The organism is Streptomyces sp. AgN23, assembly GCF_001598115.1.
In the GTDB taxonomy this organism is placed as follows: Bacteria; Actinomycetota; Actinomycetes; order Streptomycetales; family Streptomycetaceae; genus Streptomyces; species Streptomyces antimycoticus.
In genome coordinates this window covers 6,840,063-6,858,249 of the sequence record NZ_CP007153.1, presented here as the reverse complement: position 1 = coordinate 6,858,249, position 18,187 = coordinate 6,840,063, and the positions used below count along the sequence as shown (strand labels likewise).

The 18,187-nt window shown below is 72.3% G+C and carries 16 protein-coding genes and 1 pseudogene; 6 read left to right on the top strand and 11 right to left on the bottom strand.

Annotated elements, in window-relative coordinates:
• Positions 1–29 precede the first annotated feature (29 nt).
• From def to AS97_RS29815, 8 genes and pseudogenes are all read right to left on the bottom strand, one after another.
• Positions 30–659, bottom strand: a complete 630-nt coding sequence (def, locus tag AS97_RS29850; RefSeq protein WP_059147799.1) for a peptide deformylase — start codon at positions 657–659, stop codon at positions 30–32.
• 379 nt (positions 660–1,038) lie between these two features.
• The gene (locus AS97_RS29845) at positions 1,039–2,025 is read right to left on the bottom strand and encodes a hypothetical protein (RefSeq protein WP_014054791.1); all 987 of its coding nucleotides are present in this window, start codon (positions 2,023–2,025) and stop codon (positions 1,039–1,041) included.
• Between the two features lie 219 nt (positions 2,026–2,244).
• Positions 2,245–3,494, bottom strand: a pseudogene (locus tag AS97_RS29840) (HD domain-containing protein).
• 584 nt (positions 3,495–4,078) lie between these two features.
• Complete coding sequence (locus AS97_RS29835; protein WP_210565968.1) at positions 4,079–5,554, bottom strand: HD-GYP domain-containing protein; 1,476 nt, start codon at positions 5,552–5,554, stop codon at positions 4,079–4,081.
• Positions 5,555–5,910: 356 nt separating this feature from the next.
• Complete coding sequence (gene rsrA, locus AS97_RS29830) at positions 5,911–6,228, bottom strand: mycothiol system anti-sigma-R factor (RefSeq protein ID WP_059149445.1); 318 nt, start codon at positions 6,226–6,228, stop codon at positions 5,911–5,913.
• On the bottom strand, positions 6,225–6,914 hold the full coding sequence (locus AS97_RS29825) for a sigma-70 family RNA polymerase sigma factor (protein ID WP_043235475.1): 690 nt from the start codon (positions 6,912–6,914) through the stop codon (positions 6,225–6,227). Before AS97_RS29825 ends, rsrA begins: the two co-directional genes overlap by 4 nt.
• 302 nt (positions 6,915–7,216) lie before the next feature.
• Complete coding sequence (locus tag AS97_RS29820) at positions 7,217–7,921, bottom strand: alpha/beta family hydrolase (RefSeq protein ID WP_125759662.1); 705 nt, start codon at positions 7,919–7,921, stop codon at positions 7,217–7,219.
• Positions 7,921–8,739 carry an SOS response-associated peptidase gene (locus AS97_RS29815; protein ID WP_086708990.1) on the bottom strand — a complete coding sequence of 273 codons (819 nt, stop codon included), beginning with the start codon at positions 8,737–8,739 and terminating at the stop codon, positions 7,921–7,923. Before AS97_RS29815 ends, AS97_RS29820 begins: the two co-directional genes overlap by 1 nt.
• Positions 8,740–8,787: 48 nt before the next feature.
• Here AS97_RS29815 and AS97_RS29810 point away from each other — a divergent pair, with 48 nt between their 5' ends.
• From AS97_RS29810 to rsgA, 3 genes are all read left to right on the top strand, one after another.
• Positions 8,788–9,501 carry a M50 family metallopeptidase gene (locus AS97_RS29810; RefSeq protein ID WP_014054784.1) on the top strand — a complete coding sequence of 238 codons (714 nt, stop codon included), beginning with the start codon at positions 8,788–8,790 and terminating at the stop codon, positions 9,499–9,501.
• A 137-nt stretch (positions 9,502–9,638) separates the two neighbouring features.
• Positions 9,639–11,015, top strand: a complete 1,377-nt coding sequence (aroA, locus tag AS97_RS29805) for a 3-phosphoshikimate 1-carboxyvinyltransferase (protein WP_059149447.1) — start codon at positions 9,639–9,641, stop codon at positions 11,013–11,015.
• A gap of 12 nt (positions 11,016–11,027) precedes the next feature.
• Positions 11,028–12,035, top strand: coding sequence for a ribosome small subunit-dependent GTPase A (gene rsgA, locus AS97_RS29800; RefSeq protein WP_059149448.1), 1,008 nt, complete (start codon positions 11,028–11,030; stop codon positions 12,033–12,035).
• A gap of 60 nt (positions 12,036–12,095) precedes the next feature.
• On the opposite strand, the gene AS97_RS29795 is transcribed toward rsgA, so the two are convergent.
• The gene (locus AS97_RS29795; protein ID WP_210564187.1) at positions 12,096–13,676 is read right to left on the bottom strand and encodes an IS1182 family transposase; all 1,581 of its coding nucleotides are present in this window, start codon (positions 13,674–13,676) and stop codon (positions 12,096–12,098) included.
• Positions 13,677–13,918: 242 nt separating this feature from the next.
• Between AS97_RS29795 and AS97_RS29790 the strand changes: the two genes are divergently transcribed.
• The gene (locus tag AS97_RS29790; RefSeq protein ID WP_014054781.1) at positions 13,919–14,242 is read left to right on the top strand and encodes a multidrug efflux SMR transporter; all 324 of its coding nucleotides are present in this window, start codon (positions 13,919–13,921) and stop codon (positions 14,240–14,242) included.
• Positions 14,243–14,261: 19 nt separating this feature from the next.
• On the opposite strand, the gene AS97_RS29785 is transcribed toward AS97_RS29790, so the two are convergent.
• On the bottom strand, positions 14,262–14,894 hold the full coding sequence (locus AS97_RS29785; protein WP_210565967.1) for a TetR/AcrR family transcriptional regulator: 633 nt from the start codon (positions 14,892–14,894) through the stop codon (positions 14,262–14,264).
• 170 nt (positions 14,895–15,064) lie between these two features.
• On the opposite strand from AS97_RS29785, the gene hisN reads away from it, so the two are divergent.
• Both hisN and AS97_RS29775 read left to right on the top strand, forming a co-directional pair.
• Complete coding sequence (gene hisN, locus AS97_RS29780; RefSeq protein ID WP_059149450.1) at positions 15,065–15,859, top strand: histidinol-phosphatase; 795 nt, start codon at positions 15,065–15,067, stop codon at positions 15,857–15,859.
• Between the two features lie 236 nt (positions 15,860–16,095).
• The gene (locus AS97_RS29775) at positions 16,096–16,488 is read left to right on the top strand and encodes a CBS domain-containing protein (RefSeq protein WP_059149451.1); all 393 of its coding nucleotides are present in this window, start codon (positions 16,096–16,098) and stop codon (positions 16,486–16,488) included.
• 148 nt (positions 16,489–16,636) lie between these two features.
• Here AS97_RS29775 and AS97_RS29770 read toward each other — a convergent pair whose 3' ends face one another.
• The gene (locus AS97_RS29770) at positions 16,637–18,103 is read right to left on the bottom strand and encodes a catalase (RefSeq protein ID WP_059149452.1); all 1,467 of its coding nucleotides are present in this window, start codon (positions 18,101–18,103) and stop codon (positions 16,637–16,639) included.
• Positions 18,104–18,187: the final 84 nt, after the last annotated feature.

Below are 18,187 nucleotides of genomic sequence, written 5' to 3'. Positions count from 1 at the left end.
TCCGGCCCGCCCTGTGAGGTACGGCACACTCAGTCGTTGGGCACCGTCTCATAGCGGGCGGTGCCCTCGGCCATCTGCTTCAGCACATCCTTACGGTCGCGCTTGGAGAGCCGGTCGATGTACAGGTAGCCGTACAGGTGGTCGGTCTCGTGCTGCAGACAGCGCGCGAAGTAGCCGGTGCCGCGCACCGCGATCGGCTCGCCGTCGAGGTCCTGGCCGCGCACCACCGCGTAGTCGGGGCGGGCCAGCTCCATATAGGCCGTGGGGACCGACAGACAGCCCTCATTGGAGTCGTCCAGCACCCGGCGGTCGGCGGGCAGCTCCTCCAGCACCGGGTTGCACACCACGCCCACATGGCGAACGCCCTCGTCGTCCATGCAGTCGTAGACGAAGACCTTGAGGTCGACACCGATCTGGTTGGCGGCCAGGCCCACGCCCTCCGCCGCCCGCTGGCTGGCGAACATGTCATCGACGAGCCGTGCCAGTTCCTCGTCGAACACGGTCACGTCCCGGCACTCCTTGTGCAGGACCGGGTTGCCGTACACGGTGATCGGGCGGGCGGTGCCGCGCTCACGGAAGGCCCGCTCACGCTCCTCGCAGTCCTCCGTGTCCACGATGAAATCGTCGACCACCTGCTGTTTCGTCCCTTGCTGCGACATCGTCCGCCGTGTGCCTTCCCTCAACCGTGATGCGTCGCCCTACAGGGTACGGGCACGCCGCGGCGGGCTGCGGTGCGGTTACGCGCTGTCACCGGGCTTCCACGGGCCCTGGTGGGGCGTACGAGTCGGTTAAGGCGTGCCCGGCGGGTCTCTCCCCTCCCCGGCCCGGGGCCGGGGCCGGGGGCGGGGGCGGGGAGCGGGCGGGGGCGGAGCCCCAATCCGAGGCCCGGGGCAGAACCCCAATCCGAGGCCCGGGGCGGAGCCCCGGTTTCGGGAAGGGGCGGGGAGGGGACAGCCCGCCGCAGGCGTCACGGCCCGCCGCCCCCCTAGGCCCCCAGGGCAGCCCTACGCCCCAGGGCAGCCGCCGGCCGCCAGGCGGTCAGCAGACCTCTTCCAGATCCCGCCACTCCCGGGTGTCCGGGCTGTCGGCGACCCACCCGTCCAGCAGCCCCCGCACCAGCCCACCGGGCGCCGCGATCCCGCACTCGCGCTCGGGGACCCACAGCGAGCCCGAGCCCGCCATACGGTGGCCCAGCGGCCCGGGGTGGCCCGGTTCGCTGTGGTCGTGCGGGTCCAGATGCTCGCCCTCGCCCTCGTCGCTGGGCATCCGGCTCTCCGAGCAGGAGCGGCACAGCAGCCGCACCGACGACGACCAGTCCTCGGCCGCGAAGCCCGCGTCCGCCGCGAGCCGCTCCAGGGCGTCCCGGTCGGCCTCGGTGGCCGCCTCCAGCAGCACCACCCAGGTCGGCACCGGGGACGGCGCCCACAGCTCGATCTCGTCGAAGACCGGGTACGAGGGGCCCGCGGAGGTCACGCGCTCACCGTGCGGTACGCCGTCGTGGAGCACCACCTCGCCCCAGCGCCGCCCGGACGACGGCAGCGGGATGGACAGCACCTCGATCCGGGCCGGGTCCAGCCGGCGGCCCCAGACGACCTCGGCCTCGCCCTCCGGGGACAGCCTTACCGCCGCGCTGCCCAGCTCCATGCCGAGCGGCTCCCCGGACGCGGACGCCTCTCCGGGCACCTTCAGCCCGTACGCCTGCCAGGCGCGGCGGGCCAGCGGCCAGTCCTGCAGCGCGGTGGCCGCGATTCCCACGTTCCACCAGTCCGGAGCGCCCGTCTCGCGGTCCAGCAGCGCGACCGCCCGCAGCCCCGCGGCGCGCGCCTGCTCCCAGTCGTGCCGGAACTTGTGCAGCAGCGCCAGGTTGAACCAGGACTCCGACAGCCACGGCTCCAGGTCGGCGGCGCGGGTCAGCAGCGCTCCCGCGTCCTCATACCGGCCGTCGCCGATGAGCGTGAACGCACGGTCCGTGGCCTGCCGCCATGAGGCGGACGGCCGGTGCCGTACCTTGCCGAAGATCTTCACGATTCCCGCCTGCCGGTATCGAAGTCGTCCCGTACCAGATGTCTTCGCGGACGGCGTCGCCCTCCCTTGAAGACAACCTGCCACACATTCGCGGACATCTCAGCCCGGCCCCTCACCCTCCGGCCGGGATGCGAAACCCTCCACACCTCCTTGCCACCGGCCATTCGGCCTGGCACCCCTCTCCTCGCATCCAACCATGCCCCTCGGGAGCCCCGCTTATTACCGGCGAGTTCTCACCGGGGCCGGCCGTACACCTGGCGCGACAGCACCGTGGCGAGCGTCTCGACCACGATGGGGTCGAAGTCGCGCGCCGTGGCCAGCCGCAGCCGCTCCAGGGCGCACAGGGCGGCCGCCCCGGCCGCCCCTTCCGCCCCGGGCCCGCTGACCAGCTCGGTATACGCGTTCACCGCGCGCACGATACGCGCGGCGAGCGGCTGCTCGCGGTACGGGTCCGCCTGGCGTTCCACGACCTGTGCCACCTCGGCGGGTACCCCGGTCTGGCGGACCACAGCGCCGCCGAGCAGCGCGATTTTGCGCTGCTCGGCGGCGGGCAGCGGCTCGGTCGCCCCGGCGGGCACCGGGTCCAGCAGCGAGAGCTGGCCGATGTCGTGCATCAGCGCCGCGTACTCCAGCACGGTCAGCCGGGGCTCGGAGAGCCCCAGCTCACGGCCGACCGCCCGGCTGAGCGCGGCCACCTCGCGGGCGTGGCCCGTCGGGGTGTACCCGGCTATCTCGGTCGACCGGGCCAGGGAGGCGATGGTCTGGCGGTAGGTGGCCCGTATCCCCGCGTAGCGGCGGTAGGAGTACTGGATCAGCAGCAGCGGCACCGCCAGCACCGGCACCGGCCACAGCCCGGCGACGGCCACGGTGAGCGGCATCACCACCGCGGTCGCGCAGACCGCCGCCGCCACGCCGGGCAGCGACCGCAGCTCGTCGCGGAGCAGCGGTCCGTAGGGCCAGCCGGTACGGGCGCGGGCGAGCGCGGCGGCCAGGACAGCGTCGCACAGGGCTGTCAGGACCAGCAGGGCGAGCAAATAGCCGACGAGATACGGGCTGTGTCCGAACCAGGAGCCCAAGAGGCCGGTCCGGTGCAGCGGTTGGAAGCAGACGGCGGCGAACGCGACGGTGAGCGCCCGGCGGGCGGTGTGACCGGGGTCGACCGGGCAGCCGAGCGCCAGCGGCGCCACAAGACCGGCCAGGGAGGCGGCCACGACGACGGTGACCACCTGGAGGACACCGTGTGTGGTCGGCTCCCCGCCGAGCCGCCCGAGCAGGGCGTAGGCGAGGGCACCCGCGGCGGCGACGGGCGCGGGCTCACCGCGCGGATCGGGCACCCCGCTGCCCCCCGGAAGCGCGGGCGGAGCCTCCACGCACCGGATCGCCTCCCCTACGGCGATGAGCGCCCCAAAGGCGAGCGCCGCCTCCGGCTGCCGCACCCCGTGCCACTCGGTCCACACCAGCGCGACCACGGCGAGCGCCCCGGCCGCGCCGTAGACGGCGACGACGGTGAGGCCGGCGTGACGGCGCCCCGATATCCGCTCCCGAGCCGCCACACCCTTTTCGCGGCCGCTCGCGCCGCGGCTCGCCCAGCGGATGCCCACGCCGCCCTTACGGACGCCCGAGTCCGTAGGGGCCGCGCTCTCGTGTTGCTGACGGCGGGCGCGGTGGAGGGCTCGGTCGTGTCGTTCCGCGAGCCGGCCGAGGCTGCCGCGGAGAGCGTTCGGGAGGCGGGGTGCGGCCGGAGCCGGGGCGGCCGGGGCCGCTCTGGACGGCCACTGGGCCGCGCTCTCGTCCCGGTCGCGCGGTCCGGGGCGGTCCGGGCCACGGGCCTCGCCTCCGTCCGAGGCTTCCGGGGCACCTGAGGCATCCGCCGCGTCCGGGGCGCCCGGCGGCGCGTCCGGCGGGACGGGCTCGCCCCCGGCCCGGGCCGGGGCCATCCCGGGGGCAGACCCGTCCGGGGCGGCGCGGCGCGGGCGCCGGGCGGGCCGCGGGGCCCGGCCCGGGCTGCCCTGGCCGTCCGGACCGGGTGCCGCGGGCGGCTCTTGGGTGGGGCTCATGGCGCACCGCCGGGGCCGCCGGGGCCGGGGCGGGGCTCGGGGGCATCCGCCGGGCCGGGGGCCGCCGCGCGCACCAGCGGCGGCAGCTCCAGCGGCGGGCTCAGGGGGTCTGGCGGGACGTTTCCGCGCTCCTCGGGGGCGTCCGCGGTGACCGCCGCATGCCAGCCGTGGCGGTCCAGGGCGGTGCTGAGGGCCCGCACCATCCGGGGGTCGAACTGCGAGCCCGCGCACCGCCTCAGCTCCGCCACGGCCGTGTCCACCGGCCGGGCCCTGCGGTACGTACGCGTCGAGGTCATCGCGTCGAAGGCGTCCGCCACCGCGACCACCCGGGCGAACTCGGGGATCTGCGCCCCGGCGAGCCCGTACGGATAGCCGCTGCCGTCCAGCCGCTCATGGTGGTGGAGGATCGCGGCCCGCGCCTCGCCCAGGAAACCGATGCCGCGCACCATCTCGTCGCCGTACTCGGGGTGGAGCTCGATCACCCGGCGCTCATCCGGGGTGAGCGGACCGTTCTTCCGCAGCAGCCGCGTCGGCACGCCGAGCTTGCCCACGTCGTGGAGGATGCCCGCGATCCGCACCGCCTCCAGCCGGTCGCCGCTCATGCCCAGCTCGCGGGCGATCATCGCGGAGGCCCGGCCGACGCGCTCGCTGTGGCCCCGGGTGTAGCGGTCCTTGATGTCGACCGCCTGGACCAGGGCCCGGATGGTGGCCTGATGGGCGGCGCTCTCGCGGCGGTAGAGCACGAAGCCGCAGGCGCAGACGTACATCGGCAGCAGCACCAGCAGGGCCGCCGCCGGTCCGTAGGGGCTGCGCCACAGCACCGCCATGGCGAGCGCGGCGGGCCCGTGCACCAGATACGGGGCGAGGGCGCCGGGCAGCCGGCCGCACCAGGCGGCGCGCGGGGAGTGGCGCTCGGCGGTGACCAGCACCCCGCCCTCCAGGGCGGTGGCGGTCAGGCCCAGGACGAGCGCGGCGGCGACGGCGACCACCAGGGCGTACGCGAAGCCGGGCGTACCGGATGCCTCGGCGGCGGGGGCCAGAGCTGTGGGGGCCCGCGCAGCGGGGTCCTGAGGGCCGCCGCCGAGCTTCCACAGGGCGCCGAGGGCCCGAGGGCCGCCCAGAGCCGCGAAGGCGCACGAGGCGGCCCAGACGGCCAGCGAGAGCCGTGCGGCGCGCCAGGCCCGCCGCGCCCCGGCCGGGGGCCGCTCGACGCGGGCGAGCAGCGCCCCGGGCACGGCGACCAGCGCCGCGGCGGCGGGCGGCAGCAGAAAAGCCCCGGCCAGAAGGACGGGGCTGCACCATTCGGGCCAGCGGGCGCGGACCCTGGAGCCCACCGCGTGCACCACGGCGAGCAGGGCGGCCGTGGCCCAGGGGACGCCCGCTCCGGGCCGTACGGCCGGGGCGGCGCAGAGCCCCCCGGCGAGCACGGCGCACAGGACATAGGCGCGCGCCCCGTGGGGAAGTGCCCGCACGGTGTCCTCCTCCCCATCCACGTCCGTTGCGCCGCCCCTCCAGTACGGGGGCGGGTCAGGTGGTTGGGGAGCTTAGGCCGGACTGGGGCGGATGAGATCGGAGGGACTGTCCTATTACACCCCTTCGAGTGATGATCTGATCACCGAAGGTGGGACCGGGAACCGACCCGGCTCATTGAGGATGATCCGGTCGGTCGAGGATCGGCGGACAGTCGGTCGACGGACGGTCGAAGGTCGGTCGATCGACGGCCGGTCGAAAGACGGTCGATCAACGGAGGGTCGAAGGTCGGTCGATCCGGAGGGTCGATCGACGAACGGTCATCGACTGCCAATCCACCGGCGCTCAAGGCCGGACGTCACTCCTGGGCGCTGGTCGGAGCGTTCGTCTCCGCGGTGACCTCACGCTCGGGCACCATCTGCCCGGCGCGGATCAGCTCGATCCGCCCCATGACCTTCGAACGCAGGTCGCTGGGCACGTCGTCCTGGCCACAGCACCGCGCCACGAGCTTCTTCACGGCCTTCTCGAGGCCGTACTTCTCCAGGCACGGAGAGCACTCGTCGAAATGCACCTCGAACTTGGCGCAGTCGCCGTCCGGCATCTCGTGGTCGAGGAACTCGTAGAGGTGATCGAGAACCTCGGAGCAGTCCGTCTCATGCGGCTCTCCGCAGCTCATGAGTCCGCGCCTTTCCGATCGTGCGACTCGTCCGCACCGGCGGCCGCACCCGCGGGGACCAGCCCGCGCCCACGGGCGTAGTCCTCCAGCAGATCGCGCAGCTGGCGGCGTCCACGGTGCAGTCGGGACATCACCGTACCGATGGGTGTACCCATGATGTCCGCGATCTCCTTGTAGGCAAAGCCCTCGACGTCCGCGAGATAGACCGCGATGCGGAACTCCTCGGGGATGGCCTGAAGGGCTGCCTTGACGTCGGAGTCGGGCAGGTGGTCGAGGGCCTGCGACTCGGCAGAGCGAAGACCGGTCGACATATGCGACTCGGCGCGCGCGAGCTGCCAGTCCTCGATCTCCTCGGCCGCGCTGCGCTGGGGCTCCCGCTGCTTCTTGCGGTACGAGTTGATGAAGGTGTTGGTCAGGATGCGGTACAGCCACGCCTTGAGGTTGGTGCCCTCGCGGAACTGGTGGAAGGACCCGTACGCCTTGGCGTACATCTCCTGCACCAAGTCCTCGGCGTCGGCCGGGTTCCGCGTCATCCGCAGCGCGGCCGAGTACATCTGGTCAAGGAAGGCAAGGGCGTCCCGCTCAAAGCGCGCGTTGCGCTCCGAGGACGTCTCCTGCGACCGCTCGACCGGCTCTCCCTCGGTAACGCCGTCGGTCCCTGCGTCGGTCCCAGTGACCTGACCCACCTCCTCCAGCTTCGCGTCGGGCCCGGATGTGGACCCGCTCGAATCGGAGAATAGACGACGATCCGGTGCGCCCGCCGCTCCGATCTTCACAGCCTGTGCCGCCTGAAGCCGCGACCAGTCGAGGTCAGCGCCGTGCGGACGGGCCGGGCAAGCAAGCGAACCCATGCGGGGAACTCCCTTTCCTCGTATTCCGCGTATCAGTGCCTCTTACACGGTGAGTACCAACGGCCCCTACAACACATGACCCGTCCGTCGCATTCCCGCGCCCGGCGCCAGGCCCCGCCTGCCCCGGCCCGTGCAGGTCAGGCCAGGGCGCGCGGCAGCCAGTCGGCGACGGCGCCGGTGATCAGGGCGAGCGCTTCCGGCTCGTCGAGGTCCGCCGATTTCGGCAGGCCGAAGCCATGATCGCCGTACGGCACCGGCACGAGCTCCATGTCCGCGGGCAGCTCCGGGAACTCCTCCGGCCGTCCGAAGGGGTCCCGGCCGCCCTGGACGATCAGCGTCGGCACCCCCGTGGCCAGCAGCTCATCGGCCCGGGACCGCTCCGGCTTGCCCGGTGGGTGCAGCGGGAACGACAGCGCCAGCACCGCCTTCGCACCCAGCTCCCGGCCGGTCCGGCAGGCCACCCGCGCCCCGGCGCTGCGGCCGCCCGCCACGATCGGCAGCCCGGCCTTCTCCAGCGCGGGCCACAGGGCGCGCCATCCGGTGTCCAGGGTCGAGGGCGCGGGCGCGATCTTCTTGCCCGCCACCCGCCACGGCTGCTCGACCAGCGCGACGCTCACCCCGCGGCCGGGCAGCGCCCCGGCCAGCGCGCGCAGGTCGCGTGCCTCGATGCCCCCGCCGGCGCCGTGGCTCGCGGCGAGCAGGGCATGGGCGCCGGGCGCGTGGTGCCAGGTGATCCGGGCGTCCCCGGCCGGGGTCGGCACCGTCTCGGTCGTCACCTCGGACGTTGTCGTCACCTCGGACGTTGTCGTCACCTCGGGCGATTCCGTCTTCTTGGCGGCCATCAGAACAGCGTGCCCTCCTCCGGGGCCTCGAGCTCCTTCAGCAGCTCGGGGCCGTTGTTACGGACATCACTCACCCCGGTCGCCACCGGGTAGGCCCGCAGCAGCCCGGAGGGCGGCGGCGCCAGCAGCGGCAGCAGGTCGTCGGGGTCGGTGCGGGCGGGATCCAGCCAGGAGGCCCAGCGGTCCTCGGTGAGCATCAGCGGCATCCGCGGGTGGATCTCGGCGAGCGACCGCGGCCCCTCGTCGTGGCTCACGCCGCCGAAGGGCTCCTTGTCCGCCTCGGTCGTGATCACCGTGCAGGTCACCCACCACGACCGCGGATGATCGTCCGGCAGCGTCCGGTCCCGCCAGAACTCGTACAGCCCGGCCATGGCCATCACCGAGCCGTCCACCGGGGTCACGAAGTACGGCTGCTTGCGAGGCCGCTTGCGCTTGCCCTTCTCCTCCAGCTGCCGCTCCTGCGCCGCGGTGACCCACTCGTAGTAGCCGTCGGCGGGCAGGATGCAGCGCCGGGAGGCGAACGGGCGCCGGTAGGAGGGCTTCTCGTGCACGGTCTCGGCCCGTGCGTTGATCATCTTCGCGCCGCCCTCGGGCGACTTCGCCCAGGAGGGCACGAGCCCCCACTTCAATGTCCTGAGCTGGCGAACCGGGCGCGGCTCGTCGGCGTCTTTGAGGGGGCGTTCGAGCACCGCGTACACGTCCTTGGTGGGCGCGACGTTCCAGTCCGGCGCCAGAGCCTCCTCCGGTTCCCACTTCTCCACTCCGAAGATCCCGACGAGATCCTCCGGCTTCCGGCTCGCTGCGTATCGACCGCACATAGGTGCCACACTGCCACGACCCCTACCGACGCGAGGAGCCGCCCGCACATGGACGCAACGAACGCCGCCGATCTGTGGGACCGAGTGACCGGCGCCCAGCCCGACCCCACCACCTGGCTGGTCGTCTCCACCGGTGTGGTCGCGCTCGCGGTCGTCGTCTTCCGTACCGCCTGGCGAATAGCCCGTAACGCCGTCACGATCGCCCACGAGGGCGGCCACGCCCTGGTCGCCCTGCTCAGCGGGCGGCGGCTGGACGGCATACGGCTGCACTCGGACACCTCGGGGCTGACCGTCTCCCGCGGCAAGCCCACCGGCCTGGGCATGATCCTCACGGCGGCGTCCGGCTACACCGCCCCCTCCCTGCTGGGCCTGGGCGGCGCCTGGCTGCTGGCGGCGAACCACATCACCTTGCTGCTGTGGGGGACGACGGCGCTGCTGGTCGCGATGCTGGTGATGATCCGCAACGCGTATGGCGTCCTTACGGTCGTCATCAGCGGGGCCGCCTTCTTCCTCGTCTCCTGGCTGACCGGGCCGGACGTCCAGGCGGGGTTCGCGTATGCCGTGGTCTGGTTCCTCCTCCTGGGGGGTGTGCGCCCGCCCTTCGAGCTCCAGCGCAAGCGCCGGCACCAGGGCGCGTACGACTCCGACCCCGACCAACTGGCCCGGCTGACGGGCATTCCGGCCGGCGCCTGGCTGCTGCTCTTCCACGTGGTCTCGCTGTGTTCGCTGCTCGCCGGCGGGCGCTGGCTGCTGGGGCTGTGACCCGTACGCGCGTCCGGCGCGCCACCCCGGCGCATAGTGCGTCGCCCTCCGCGCCCGGTAGCAGCGCCGTGTTTCGACTGGGTTTCGCCACTTTCGATCAAGATTGGCACTCCGGGCGAACCACTAAAGTGAGACCCATGACCGGCATTGAGACCTCCCCGGGCGACCACACCGCCCTCTGGCCCGCTCCGACCGCCGATGGAGCGATGGACGCGACCGTCACCGTGCCCGGATCCAAGTCGGTTACCAACCGCGGTCTGATCCTGGCCGCGCTCGCCGCCGAACCCGGCTGGCTGCGCCGCCCGCTCCGCTCCCGCGACACCCTCCTGATGGCCGCCGCGCTGCGCGCCATGGGCGTCGGCATCGAGGAGACGGTGTCCGACGGCGCCCTCGGCTCGGGCGGCCCCTCCGGCGGCGGAGAGGCATGGCGGGTCATCCCGGCGGGGCTGCACGGCCCGGCCACCATCGACGTCGGCAACGCCGGCACCGTGATGCGCTTCCTGCCGCCGGTCGCCGCCCTGGCCGACGGCCCCGTCCACTTCGACGGCGACCCCCGCTCCCATGAGCGCCCGCTGCACGGCGTGATCGACGCGCTGCGCGCCCTCGGCGCCCGCATCGACGACGACGGCCGCGGCGCGCTGCCGATGACCGTGCACGGCGGAGGGGCGCTGGACGGCGGCCCGGTCCGCATCGACGCCTCCTCGTCCTCCCAGTTCGTGAGCGCGCTGCTGCTGTCCGCGCCGCGCTTCAACCAGGGTGTCGAGGTGCGCCACATCGGCGCCGCGCTGCCCTCCCTGCCGCACATCCGGATGACCGTCGACATGCTGCGCGCGGCGGGCGCGCGGGTGGACACGGCGGAGGCGGGCGGCGAGCGGGGCGTCTGGCGGGTGGCGCCGAGCGCGCTGCTCGGCCGCGACCTGGTCGTCGAGCCCGATCTGTCCAACGCGGCGCCGTTCCTGGCCGCCGCCCTGGTCACCGGCGGCCGGGTGACGATCCCCGACTGGCCGGAGCGCACCACCCAGCCCGGGGACGAACTGCGCCGGATCTTCACCGAGATGGGCGGTTCCTGCGAGCTCACCGACACCGGCCTGACCTTCACCGGAACGGGCCGGATCACCGGGATCGACGCCGATCTGCACGAGGTCGGCGAGCTCACCCCGGTGATCGCGGCGGTCGCGGCGCTGGCCGACTCCGAGTCGGTGCTGCGCGGCATCGCGCATCTGCGGCTCCATGAGACCGACCGGCTCGCCGCGCTCGCCAAGGAGATCAACGAGCTCGGCGGGGACGTCGCCGAGACCGAGGACGGTCTGCGGATCCGCCCCCGCCCGCTGCACGGCGGGATCTTCCACACCTACGAGGACCACCGGCTGGCCACCGCCGCCGCCGTACTCGGCCTCGCCGTCGACGGTGTGCTGGTCGAGAACGTGGCCACCACCGCCAAGACCCTTCCCGACTTCCCCGGCCTGTGGTCCGGGATGCTCGACGCGACGACGACCTCGGCGCGGAGATCCTGAGAGCCTGGACTCATGCGCCGCTACGGCAAGCACACCGACGAGGATGACGTTCGGGTCCGCCCCAACCGCAAGGGCAACCGGCCGCGCACCAACATCCGCCCCAAGCACGAGGACGCCGCCGAGGGGTTCGTGCTGACGATCGACCGCGGCCGGCTCACGGTCCTGGTCGAGGACCGCACCATCACCGCCATGAAGGCCCGCGAGCTCGGCCGTAAGGGCGTCGTCGTCGGCGACCGGGTCGCGGTCGTCGGGGATCTGACCGGCGGCAAGGACACCCTCGCCCGGATCGTACGGGTCGAGAAGCGCACCTCCGTCCTGCGCCGGACCGCCGACGACGACGATCCGTACGAGCGGGTCGTGGTCGCCAACGCCGACCAGCTCGCGATCGTGACCGCGCTCGCCGATCCGGAACCGCGCCCGCGCCTGATCGACCGATGCCTGGTGGCCGCCTTCGACGCGGGGCTCGAGCCGCTGCTCGTGCTCACCAAGTCCGATCTGGCGCCCGCCGAGGAGATGCTGAAGACCTATGAGCCACTCGGCATCCCCTTCGTCGTCACCAGCCGTGACGAGCTGGCCGACGGCGACGCCGCCGACCGGGTGCGGGAGCGGCTGACGGACCGGATCACCGTCTTCGTCGGCCATTCGGGCGTGGGCAAGACGACGCTGGTGAACGCGCTGGTCCCGGACCACCAGCGGGCCACCGGCCGGGTGAACGCGGTCACCGGCCGCGGCCGCCACACCACCACCTCCGCGCTCGCGCTGCCCCTGCCGGACACCAAGGGGTGGGCGATCGACACCCCGGGCGTACGGTCCTTCGGGCTGCACCATGTGGACCCGGCGCGGGTCATCCACGCCTTCCCGGACCTGGAGCCGGGCACCGAGGGCTGTCCGCGCGCCTGCAGCCACGACGAGCCGGACTGCGCGCTGGACCAGTGGGTGGCCGACGGCCACGCCGAACCGGCCCGGCTGTACTCCCTGCGGCGGCTGCTGGCCACCCGGGAGCGGCGGGAGGGCGACTAGAAGGCCGATGAAGATCTTGGTGAGGGGCTGTCCGGCCGGAGGCCGGATGGCCCCTCTTCGTTATGTGGTGGCTGGGGCGAGGTGCCAGGCGCCGTCGATGCGGGTGAGTCCGAGGTTGATCAGTCGGCGGAGGTTGAGGGCGGCGGCTCGGGTGTGGAGCCAGGTGTCGTTCTTGAGGGTGCCGCGGTAGCGGAGTCGGCGGTTGCCGTGGTGGACGAGCCATGCGACGGCGCGTTCGACCGGTGGTCTCCAGCGGCGGTAGTCGGCCTGCCAGTCAGGATCGGTGGCGGCCTGGTGGCGGGCGGCCGCTTGGAGGTCGTGGTGCGGGCGGATGGTCAGGATGCGTCCGGCCTTGGCCTTGGTGCACTGCTCGCGCAGGGGGCATCCGGTGCATAAGTTCCCGAAAGAGGCTTTGCGCTGGTGGTGCTGCCCGCCGGGGTCGGACAGGCCCACGGCGTGTCCGGCCGGGCAGGTCACGATGGCGGTGGTGGTGTCGATGGCGAAGTCGTCGAGGGTGAAGCCGCCGGGGACGGCGGGCCGCAGCGGGGCGGGTTTGAGGAACAGCCGGTGCCCGGCCCGGTCCAGGGCCTGGCGGGCGTCGCCGGTGGAGTAGGCGGTGTCACCGAAGGCGTCCACCGGGGTGTCCTCGTCGGCGAGCAGCTCAAGACCCACGGCAGCCTCATGGTGCTCGGGCCCGGAGCCGGGCCGCAGGGCGACGGCGGTGTATAAGCCGGTCTCGGGCTCGATGGCCAGGTGGGCCTTGAAACCGTCCTGCTGGTGGCTGCGGGTCTTGTGGATGTGCCGGGCTTCCGGATCGATGGTGGAGACCATCCGGCCAGGGACGGTGCCCCGGGTGATGCGCCAGCGTCCGTCGCGGCCGTCGGAGTCCTCGGCGGGCTCGACGTCCTGACCGGCGACCAGGGCCAGGATGCCCACCGCGTTCGCGGCCTTCTCGCCGAGTTGCTGTTCGGGCAGGTGACCCAGCAGCCGCAGCGCGTCCGTGACGAGTGCGTCGACCAGCTCGGCGCGGGCCTGCTCGTCGTTCCAGGCGATCTTCGGTTTGCCCGGGTCGGTGTAGTCGTGGGCGGTGCACTGGGCAGCGGCGGCCGTGTCGGCGCCGGGGACTTCGCGGATCACCGCGCGGACGGCGGCGATGATCTGGGTGACGGTGTCCTGGGTGGCGACCGCGTCGTCCAGCACAGTGGAGTCCAGAGCCCGGCGGTGCTTGCCCTTGAGGACACCGGTGGCCTTCACGACCTCGCGTACGGTCTCGAAGATGCGGTTCGGGCGGGCGGAACGGGCCAGCCGGCGGCGGAAGTAGGCCAGCAGCGATGGATCGAACGCCATGTCGTTGAGGCCCAGGCCGCATGCGGCCTTCCACCGCAGGTCGCACCGCAATTCCTGGACTGTCTCGAAGTCCGACAGCCCGTGCAGGGCCTGTAGCGCGATCGCGGCGGCCAGGATCTGCGGCGGCATGCTCGGCCGTCCATTCGCCGACGGATACATGTCCACGAACATCTCAGCCGGGAACAGCTCGCCACGATGCTCGGCCAGGAACGCGAACACACTCCCGGCCGGAATCAGGTCCCGGCAGGTCTCCCACACATCCGGCCCGACCATCTCGCCGACCCACTCACCCATCGCCACAAGACAAGTCTGGCCCTGCCGCTGACACGGCAGGGCCAGAACCCAAGATCTTCACGAGCCTTCTAGGCCCTGTCCGGGGAGCGGCCCGCCATGGCCGCTCACGATCCGGCGGCCCCGTCCTGGGGGGCGTGTTTGCCGTCCACCCGGGACGGTAAATGGATAATCGCATCAAGGAGTCAGGCGACCGGACGGGTCCCGGGCGACGGCGGCCGACGGCGACGCGGGAGGGCATGTCTATGGCGTGGCTGCTGGTCGTGGTCGCCGGGCTTCTCGAAACGGGCTTCGCCGTCTGCCTCAAGCTCTCGCACGGCTTCACCCGCCTCTGGCCGACGGTCGCGTTCTGCGCGTTCGCGCTCGGCAGTTTCGGGCTGCTGACGCTGTCGCTGAAGAAGCTCGACGTGGGGCCCGCGTACGCGGTGTGGACGGGGATCGGGGCCGCCGGGACGGCGATCTACGGCATGATCTTCCTCGACGATCTCGTCTCCATGCTCAAGATCGTCTCCATCAGCCTGGTGATCATCGGCGTGATAGGGCTCCAGCTCTCCGGCTCGGCCCACTGAGCCCGGCCGCCGGGTCGGTTCAGGCCAGTACCGTGCGCACCATACGGGCCACATCCGCCGCCGGGGCGGGCGCCACCACATACGACAGGGCCAGCCTGGCGACCGCCTCACAGGCCAGCGGCAGCTCGACGGCACCGGGCGGCCAGTCGCCCGCCAACAGCCGCACCGCGCGGTCCCGCGCCTGGCCGAGCAGCTCGCCCGGCGCGGGCAGCGGACCGGGCGATGCCGTCCTTACGGACGTCACGGAGGTCACGGGCGTCACGGAGGTCACGGGCGTCACGGAGGTCACGGGCGTCACGGACGTCACGGGCGTCGGCAGCCGCTCGTTCCAGCAGCCCGTGAGCACCGCCCGCACCAGTGGGTTCTCGGTCGCCGAGCGGACCGTCCACACCGCCGCGGCGGCCAGCCGCTCCCTGGGGCCCGCCGCGCCGGACGCCCCGGACAGCGCTCGCTCGACCCCGCTCAGATACGCGTCGGCCTCGCGCCGCACCAGAGCGCGGGCGAGGCCCTCCTTGCTGCCGAATTGGTTGTAGAGGGTCTGCCGGGAGACCCCGGCCGCCGCCGCGACCTCGGCCATCTTGACCCTCGGCCATGGACGGCCCTCGAGCGCGGCGAAGGCCGCGTCGAGTAAGGATTCACGCGCTGTGGGCATCGTCGCCTCCCAGAGCGGGCATCGCCACCTCCCGGCGGCATGTGCCCGACAGAATTGACGGGCCGCCAGATGAAGTCAAGAGCCCCGCACGGGCCGACCCGGACGGCCCCAGTCCCTGGTCATGTGGAGTCGCGTGGCTCCGGGTCTTTTCCGCTCGATACTGTTCGGCCATGCCCGACTACCACGATGACCTGCGTCTCGGCCATGTCCTCGCCGACGCCGCCGACTCGACCACCATGGAGCGGTTCAAGGCGCTCGACCTGAAGGTCGAGACAAAACCCGATATGACGCCGGTGAGCGAGGCCGACAAGGCGGCCGAGGAGCTGATCCGCAGCTCCCTCCAGCGCGCCCGGCCGCGCGACGCGGTGCTCGGCGAGGAGTTCGGCAGCGAGGGCAGCGGCCCGCGGCGCTGGGTGATCGACCCGATCGACGGCACCAAGAACTATGTGCGCGGGGTCCCGGTCTGGGCCACCCTGATCGCCCTCATGGAGCGGGGTGAGGGCGGCGACCGCCCGGTGGTCGGGGTGGTCTCCGCGCCGGCGCTGGGACGCCGCTGGTGGGCCGCCGAGGGGCTGGGCGCGTACACCGGGCGCAGCCTGTCCTCCGCGTCGCGGCTGGCGGTCTCGAAGGTGAACAACCTCTCCGACGCCTCGTTCGCGTACTCCTCGCTCAGCGGCTGGGAGGAGCGCGGCAAGCTGAACGGCTTCCTCGATCTGACGCGCAGCTGCTGGCGCACCCGTGGGTACGGCGACTTCTGGCCGTACATGATGGTCGCCGAGGGCTCGGTGGACATCTGCGCCGAACCGGAATTGTCGCTGTGGGACATGGCGGCCACCGCGGTGATCGTCCAGGAGGCGGGCGGCCGCTTCACCGGGCTCGACGGCGTACCCGGCCCGAACAGCGGCGACGCGGCGGCGTCCAATGGGCTGCTGCACGGGGCGATGCTGGACTATCTGCGCTCCTGAGGGGCTTCGTCACGGTGGACTCTCGGGGCTGCGGGAAGCCCTGAGGGCCCACCGGCGTGCGAGCCGGACGAGAACCGGAGCGTGAACCGGAGCGCGGCGCGCGCTCGGCGGCAGGTCGGCCTCCGCACGCCCTTGTTGGATCCACCAAGGCATGTGAACATGAGAATCCAGGACCTTGTGAACTTGTGAACCCATTCTCGAATGGGTTCACCGAGGAGGTGGCTCCATCCATGCCCATGCACGTCCGTGACGCCATGAGCTCGGTGGTCCTCACCATCGGCCCCGCACACACGCTCCGTCAGGCCGCCCGGTTGATGTCCGCACGCCGGGTCGGATCGGCCATCGTGCTCGATCCCGACACCTGCGGCCTGGGGATTCTCACCGAGCGCGACATCCTCAACGCAGTGGGGGCGGGCCAGGACCCCGACCAGGAGACCGCACACGACCACACCACCGCCGATGTCGTCTTCGCCGCCCCCGGGTGGACCCTGGACGAGGCGGCCCGCACGATGACCCAGGGCGGCTTCCGCCATCTGGTCGTCCTCGACGCGGGCGGCCCCGTCGGGGTGGTGTCGGTGCGCGACATCATCCGCTGCTGGGCCCCGATCCCCCAGACCGTACCGGCCTGAGGCGGAACCGGAACCGGACTTCGCGCCCGGTCCGCCGCGCCCAGTACGCCGCATCCGGCACACCCGCCTACGGCACACCGCGCCCGGCACACGAAGAGGCCGGAGCCCAACGGCGTCCGGCCTCTTCGGTTGATACGACAAGCGTCCGTCAGCCGCGCAGGGCCTGAACCGCGGCCTCCAGCCGCTTGCCGTAGTCGGCGTCCGCCTTGCGGAAGTTCTCGATCGCCCGCTGTGCGATGTCATCGCGGGAGACCTTGGCGATGAACTGCGCCAGATTCTCGATCAGGCGCTCCTTCTCGTCGTCCGACATCAGCCGGTAGAGGTTGCCCGCCTGGACGAAGTCGTCGTCCTCGGCGTGCGAGGGCGCCTCGTGGTCACCGGTCCGGCCGGAGACCGGGGACGGCTGCCACAGCGGCCGGCCGGTCTCGGCCGGGCCGCCGAAGCTGTTGGGCTCATAGTTCTTCGCGCCCGCGTGACGGCCGTCGTACAGGAAGCCGTCCCGGCCGTAGGTGCGCGCCTCGGCCGCGTGCGGGCGGTTCACCGGCAGGTGGTCGGCGTTGATGCCGACGCGGTAGCGGTGGGCGTCGCCGTACGCGAAGAGGCGACCCTGGAGCATCTTGTCCGGGGACGGGCCGATGCCCGGCACGAAGTGGGCCGGCGAGAAGATCGACTGCTCGACCTCGGCGAAGATGTTCCGCGGGTTGCGGTTCAGCTCCAGCTTGCCGATCTCGATCGGCGGGTAGTCCTCGTGCGGCCAGACCTTGGTCAGGTCGAACGGGTTGAAGCGGTAGTTCGCCGCGTCGGCCGCCGGCATGATCTGCACCTGCACGGTCCAGGTCGGGAAGTCACCGCGCTCGATGGCCTCGCGCAGATCGCGCTGATGGCTGTCCGGGTCCAGACCGGAGGTCTCGGCCGCCTCGGCGGTCGTGAGGTTCTTGATCCCCTGGTCGGTCTTGAAGTGGTACTTCACCCAGAAGACCTCGCCCGCGGCGTTGTTCCACTGGTAGGTGTGCGAACCGTAGCCGTTCATGTGGCGGTACGAGGCCGGGATGCCGCGGTCGCCGAACAGCCAGGTCACCTGATGGGTGGCCTCGGGCGAGAGCCCCCAGAAGTCCCAGACGTTGTCCGCCTCCTGGGAGCCGGTGTACGGGTCGCGCTTCTGGGTGTGGATGAAGTCGGGGAACTTGATGGCGTCCTTGATGAAGAACACCGGGGTGTTGTTCCCGACCAGGTCGTAATTGCCGTCCTCGGTGTAGAACTTCAGCGCGAAGCCGCGCGGGTCGCGCACCGCGTCCGCCGAGCCGAGGTTGCCAGCGACCGTCGAGAAGCGCAGGAACGTCTCGGTCTGCTTGCCGACCTCGGAGAGGAACGACGCGCGGGTGTACTTGGTCACGTCCGCGGTCACGGTGAAGGTGCCGTACGCACCGGCGCCGCGGGCGTGCACGATCCGCTCCGGGATCCGCTCGCGGTTGAAGTGGGCGAGCTTCTCGATCAGGTGCTGGTCCTGGATGAGGACCGGACCGCCGACGCCCGCCGTCTCGCTGTTCTGGTTGTCCGCCACCGGAGCCCCGGACTCCGTGGTCAGCGGACCAGTGATGTTGTCCTGGACCGTCACGTGCGCCTCCTGCGTACTCGCATTCTGTCCCTTGGTCTGGGGCTGTTGTCGATCCTACATTGGACAATGTCTAAGTCAAGAAGC

What these genes read in the sequence shown, in the direction of transcription:
- def (WP_059147799.1), bottom strand. Translation starts at nt 659, where the DNA reads ATGTCGCAGCAAGGGACGAAACAGCAGGTGGTCGACGATTTCATCGTG.
- rsrA (WP_059149445.1), bottom strand. Translation starts at nt 6,228, where the DNA reads ATGAGCTGCGGAGAGCCGCATGAGACGGACTGCTCCGAGGTTCTCGAT.
- AS97_RS29820 (WP_125759662.1), bottom strand. Translation starts at nt 7,921, where the DNA reads ATGGCCGCCAAGAAGACGGAATCGCCCGAGGTGACGACAACGTCCGAG.
- AS97_RS29815 (WP_086708990.1), bottom strand. Translation starts at nt 8,739, where the DNA reads ATGTGCGGTCGATACGCAGCGAGCCGGAAGCCGGAGGATCTCGTCGGG.
- AS97_RS29810 (WP_014054784.1), top strand. Translation starts at nt 8,788, where the DNA reads ATGGACGCAACGAACGCCGCCGATCTGTGGGACCGAGTGACCGGCGCC.
- aroA (WP_059149447.1), top strand. Translation starts at nt 9,639, where the DNA reads ATGACCGGCATTGAGACCTCCCCGGGCGACCACACCGCCCTCTGGCCC.
- rsgA (WP_059149448.1), top strand. Translation starts at nt 11,028, where the DNA reads ATGCGCCGCTACGGCAAGCACACCGACGAGGATGACGTTCGGGTCCGC.
- AS97_RS29795 (WP_210564187.1), bottom strand. Translation starts at nt 13,676, where the DNA reads ATGGGTGAGTGGGTCGGCGAGATGGTCGGGCCGGATGTGTGGGAGACC.
- AS97_RS29790 (WP_014054781.1), top strand. Translation starts at nt 13,919, where the DNA reads ATGGCGTGGCTGCTGGTCGTGGTCGCCGGGCTTCTCGAAACGGGCTTC.
- AS97_RS29785 (WP_210565967.1), bottom strand. Translation starts at nt 14,894, where the DNA reads ATGCCCACAGCGCGTGAATCCTTACTCGACGCGGCCTTCGCCGCGCTC.
- hisN (WP_059149450.1), top strand. Translation starts at nt 15,065, where the DNA reads ATGCCCGACTACCACGATGACCTGCGTCTCGGCCATGTCCTCGCCGAC.
- AS97_RS29775 (WP_059149451.1), top strand. Translation starts at nt 16,096, where the DNA reads ATGCACGTCCGTGACGCCATGAGCTCGGTGGTCCTCACCATCGGCCCC.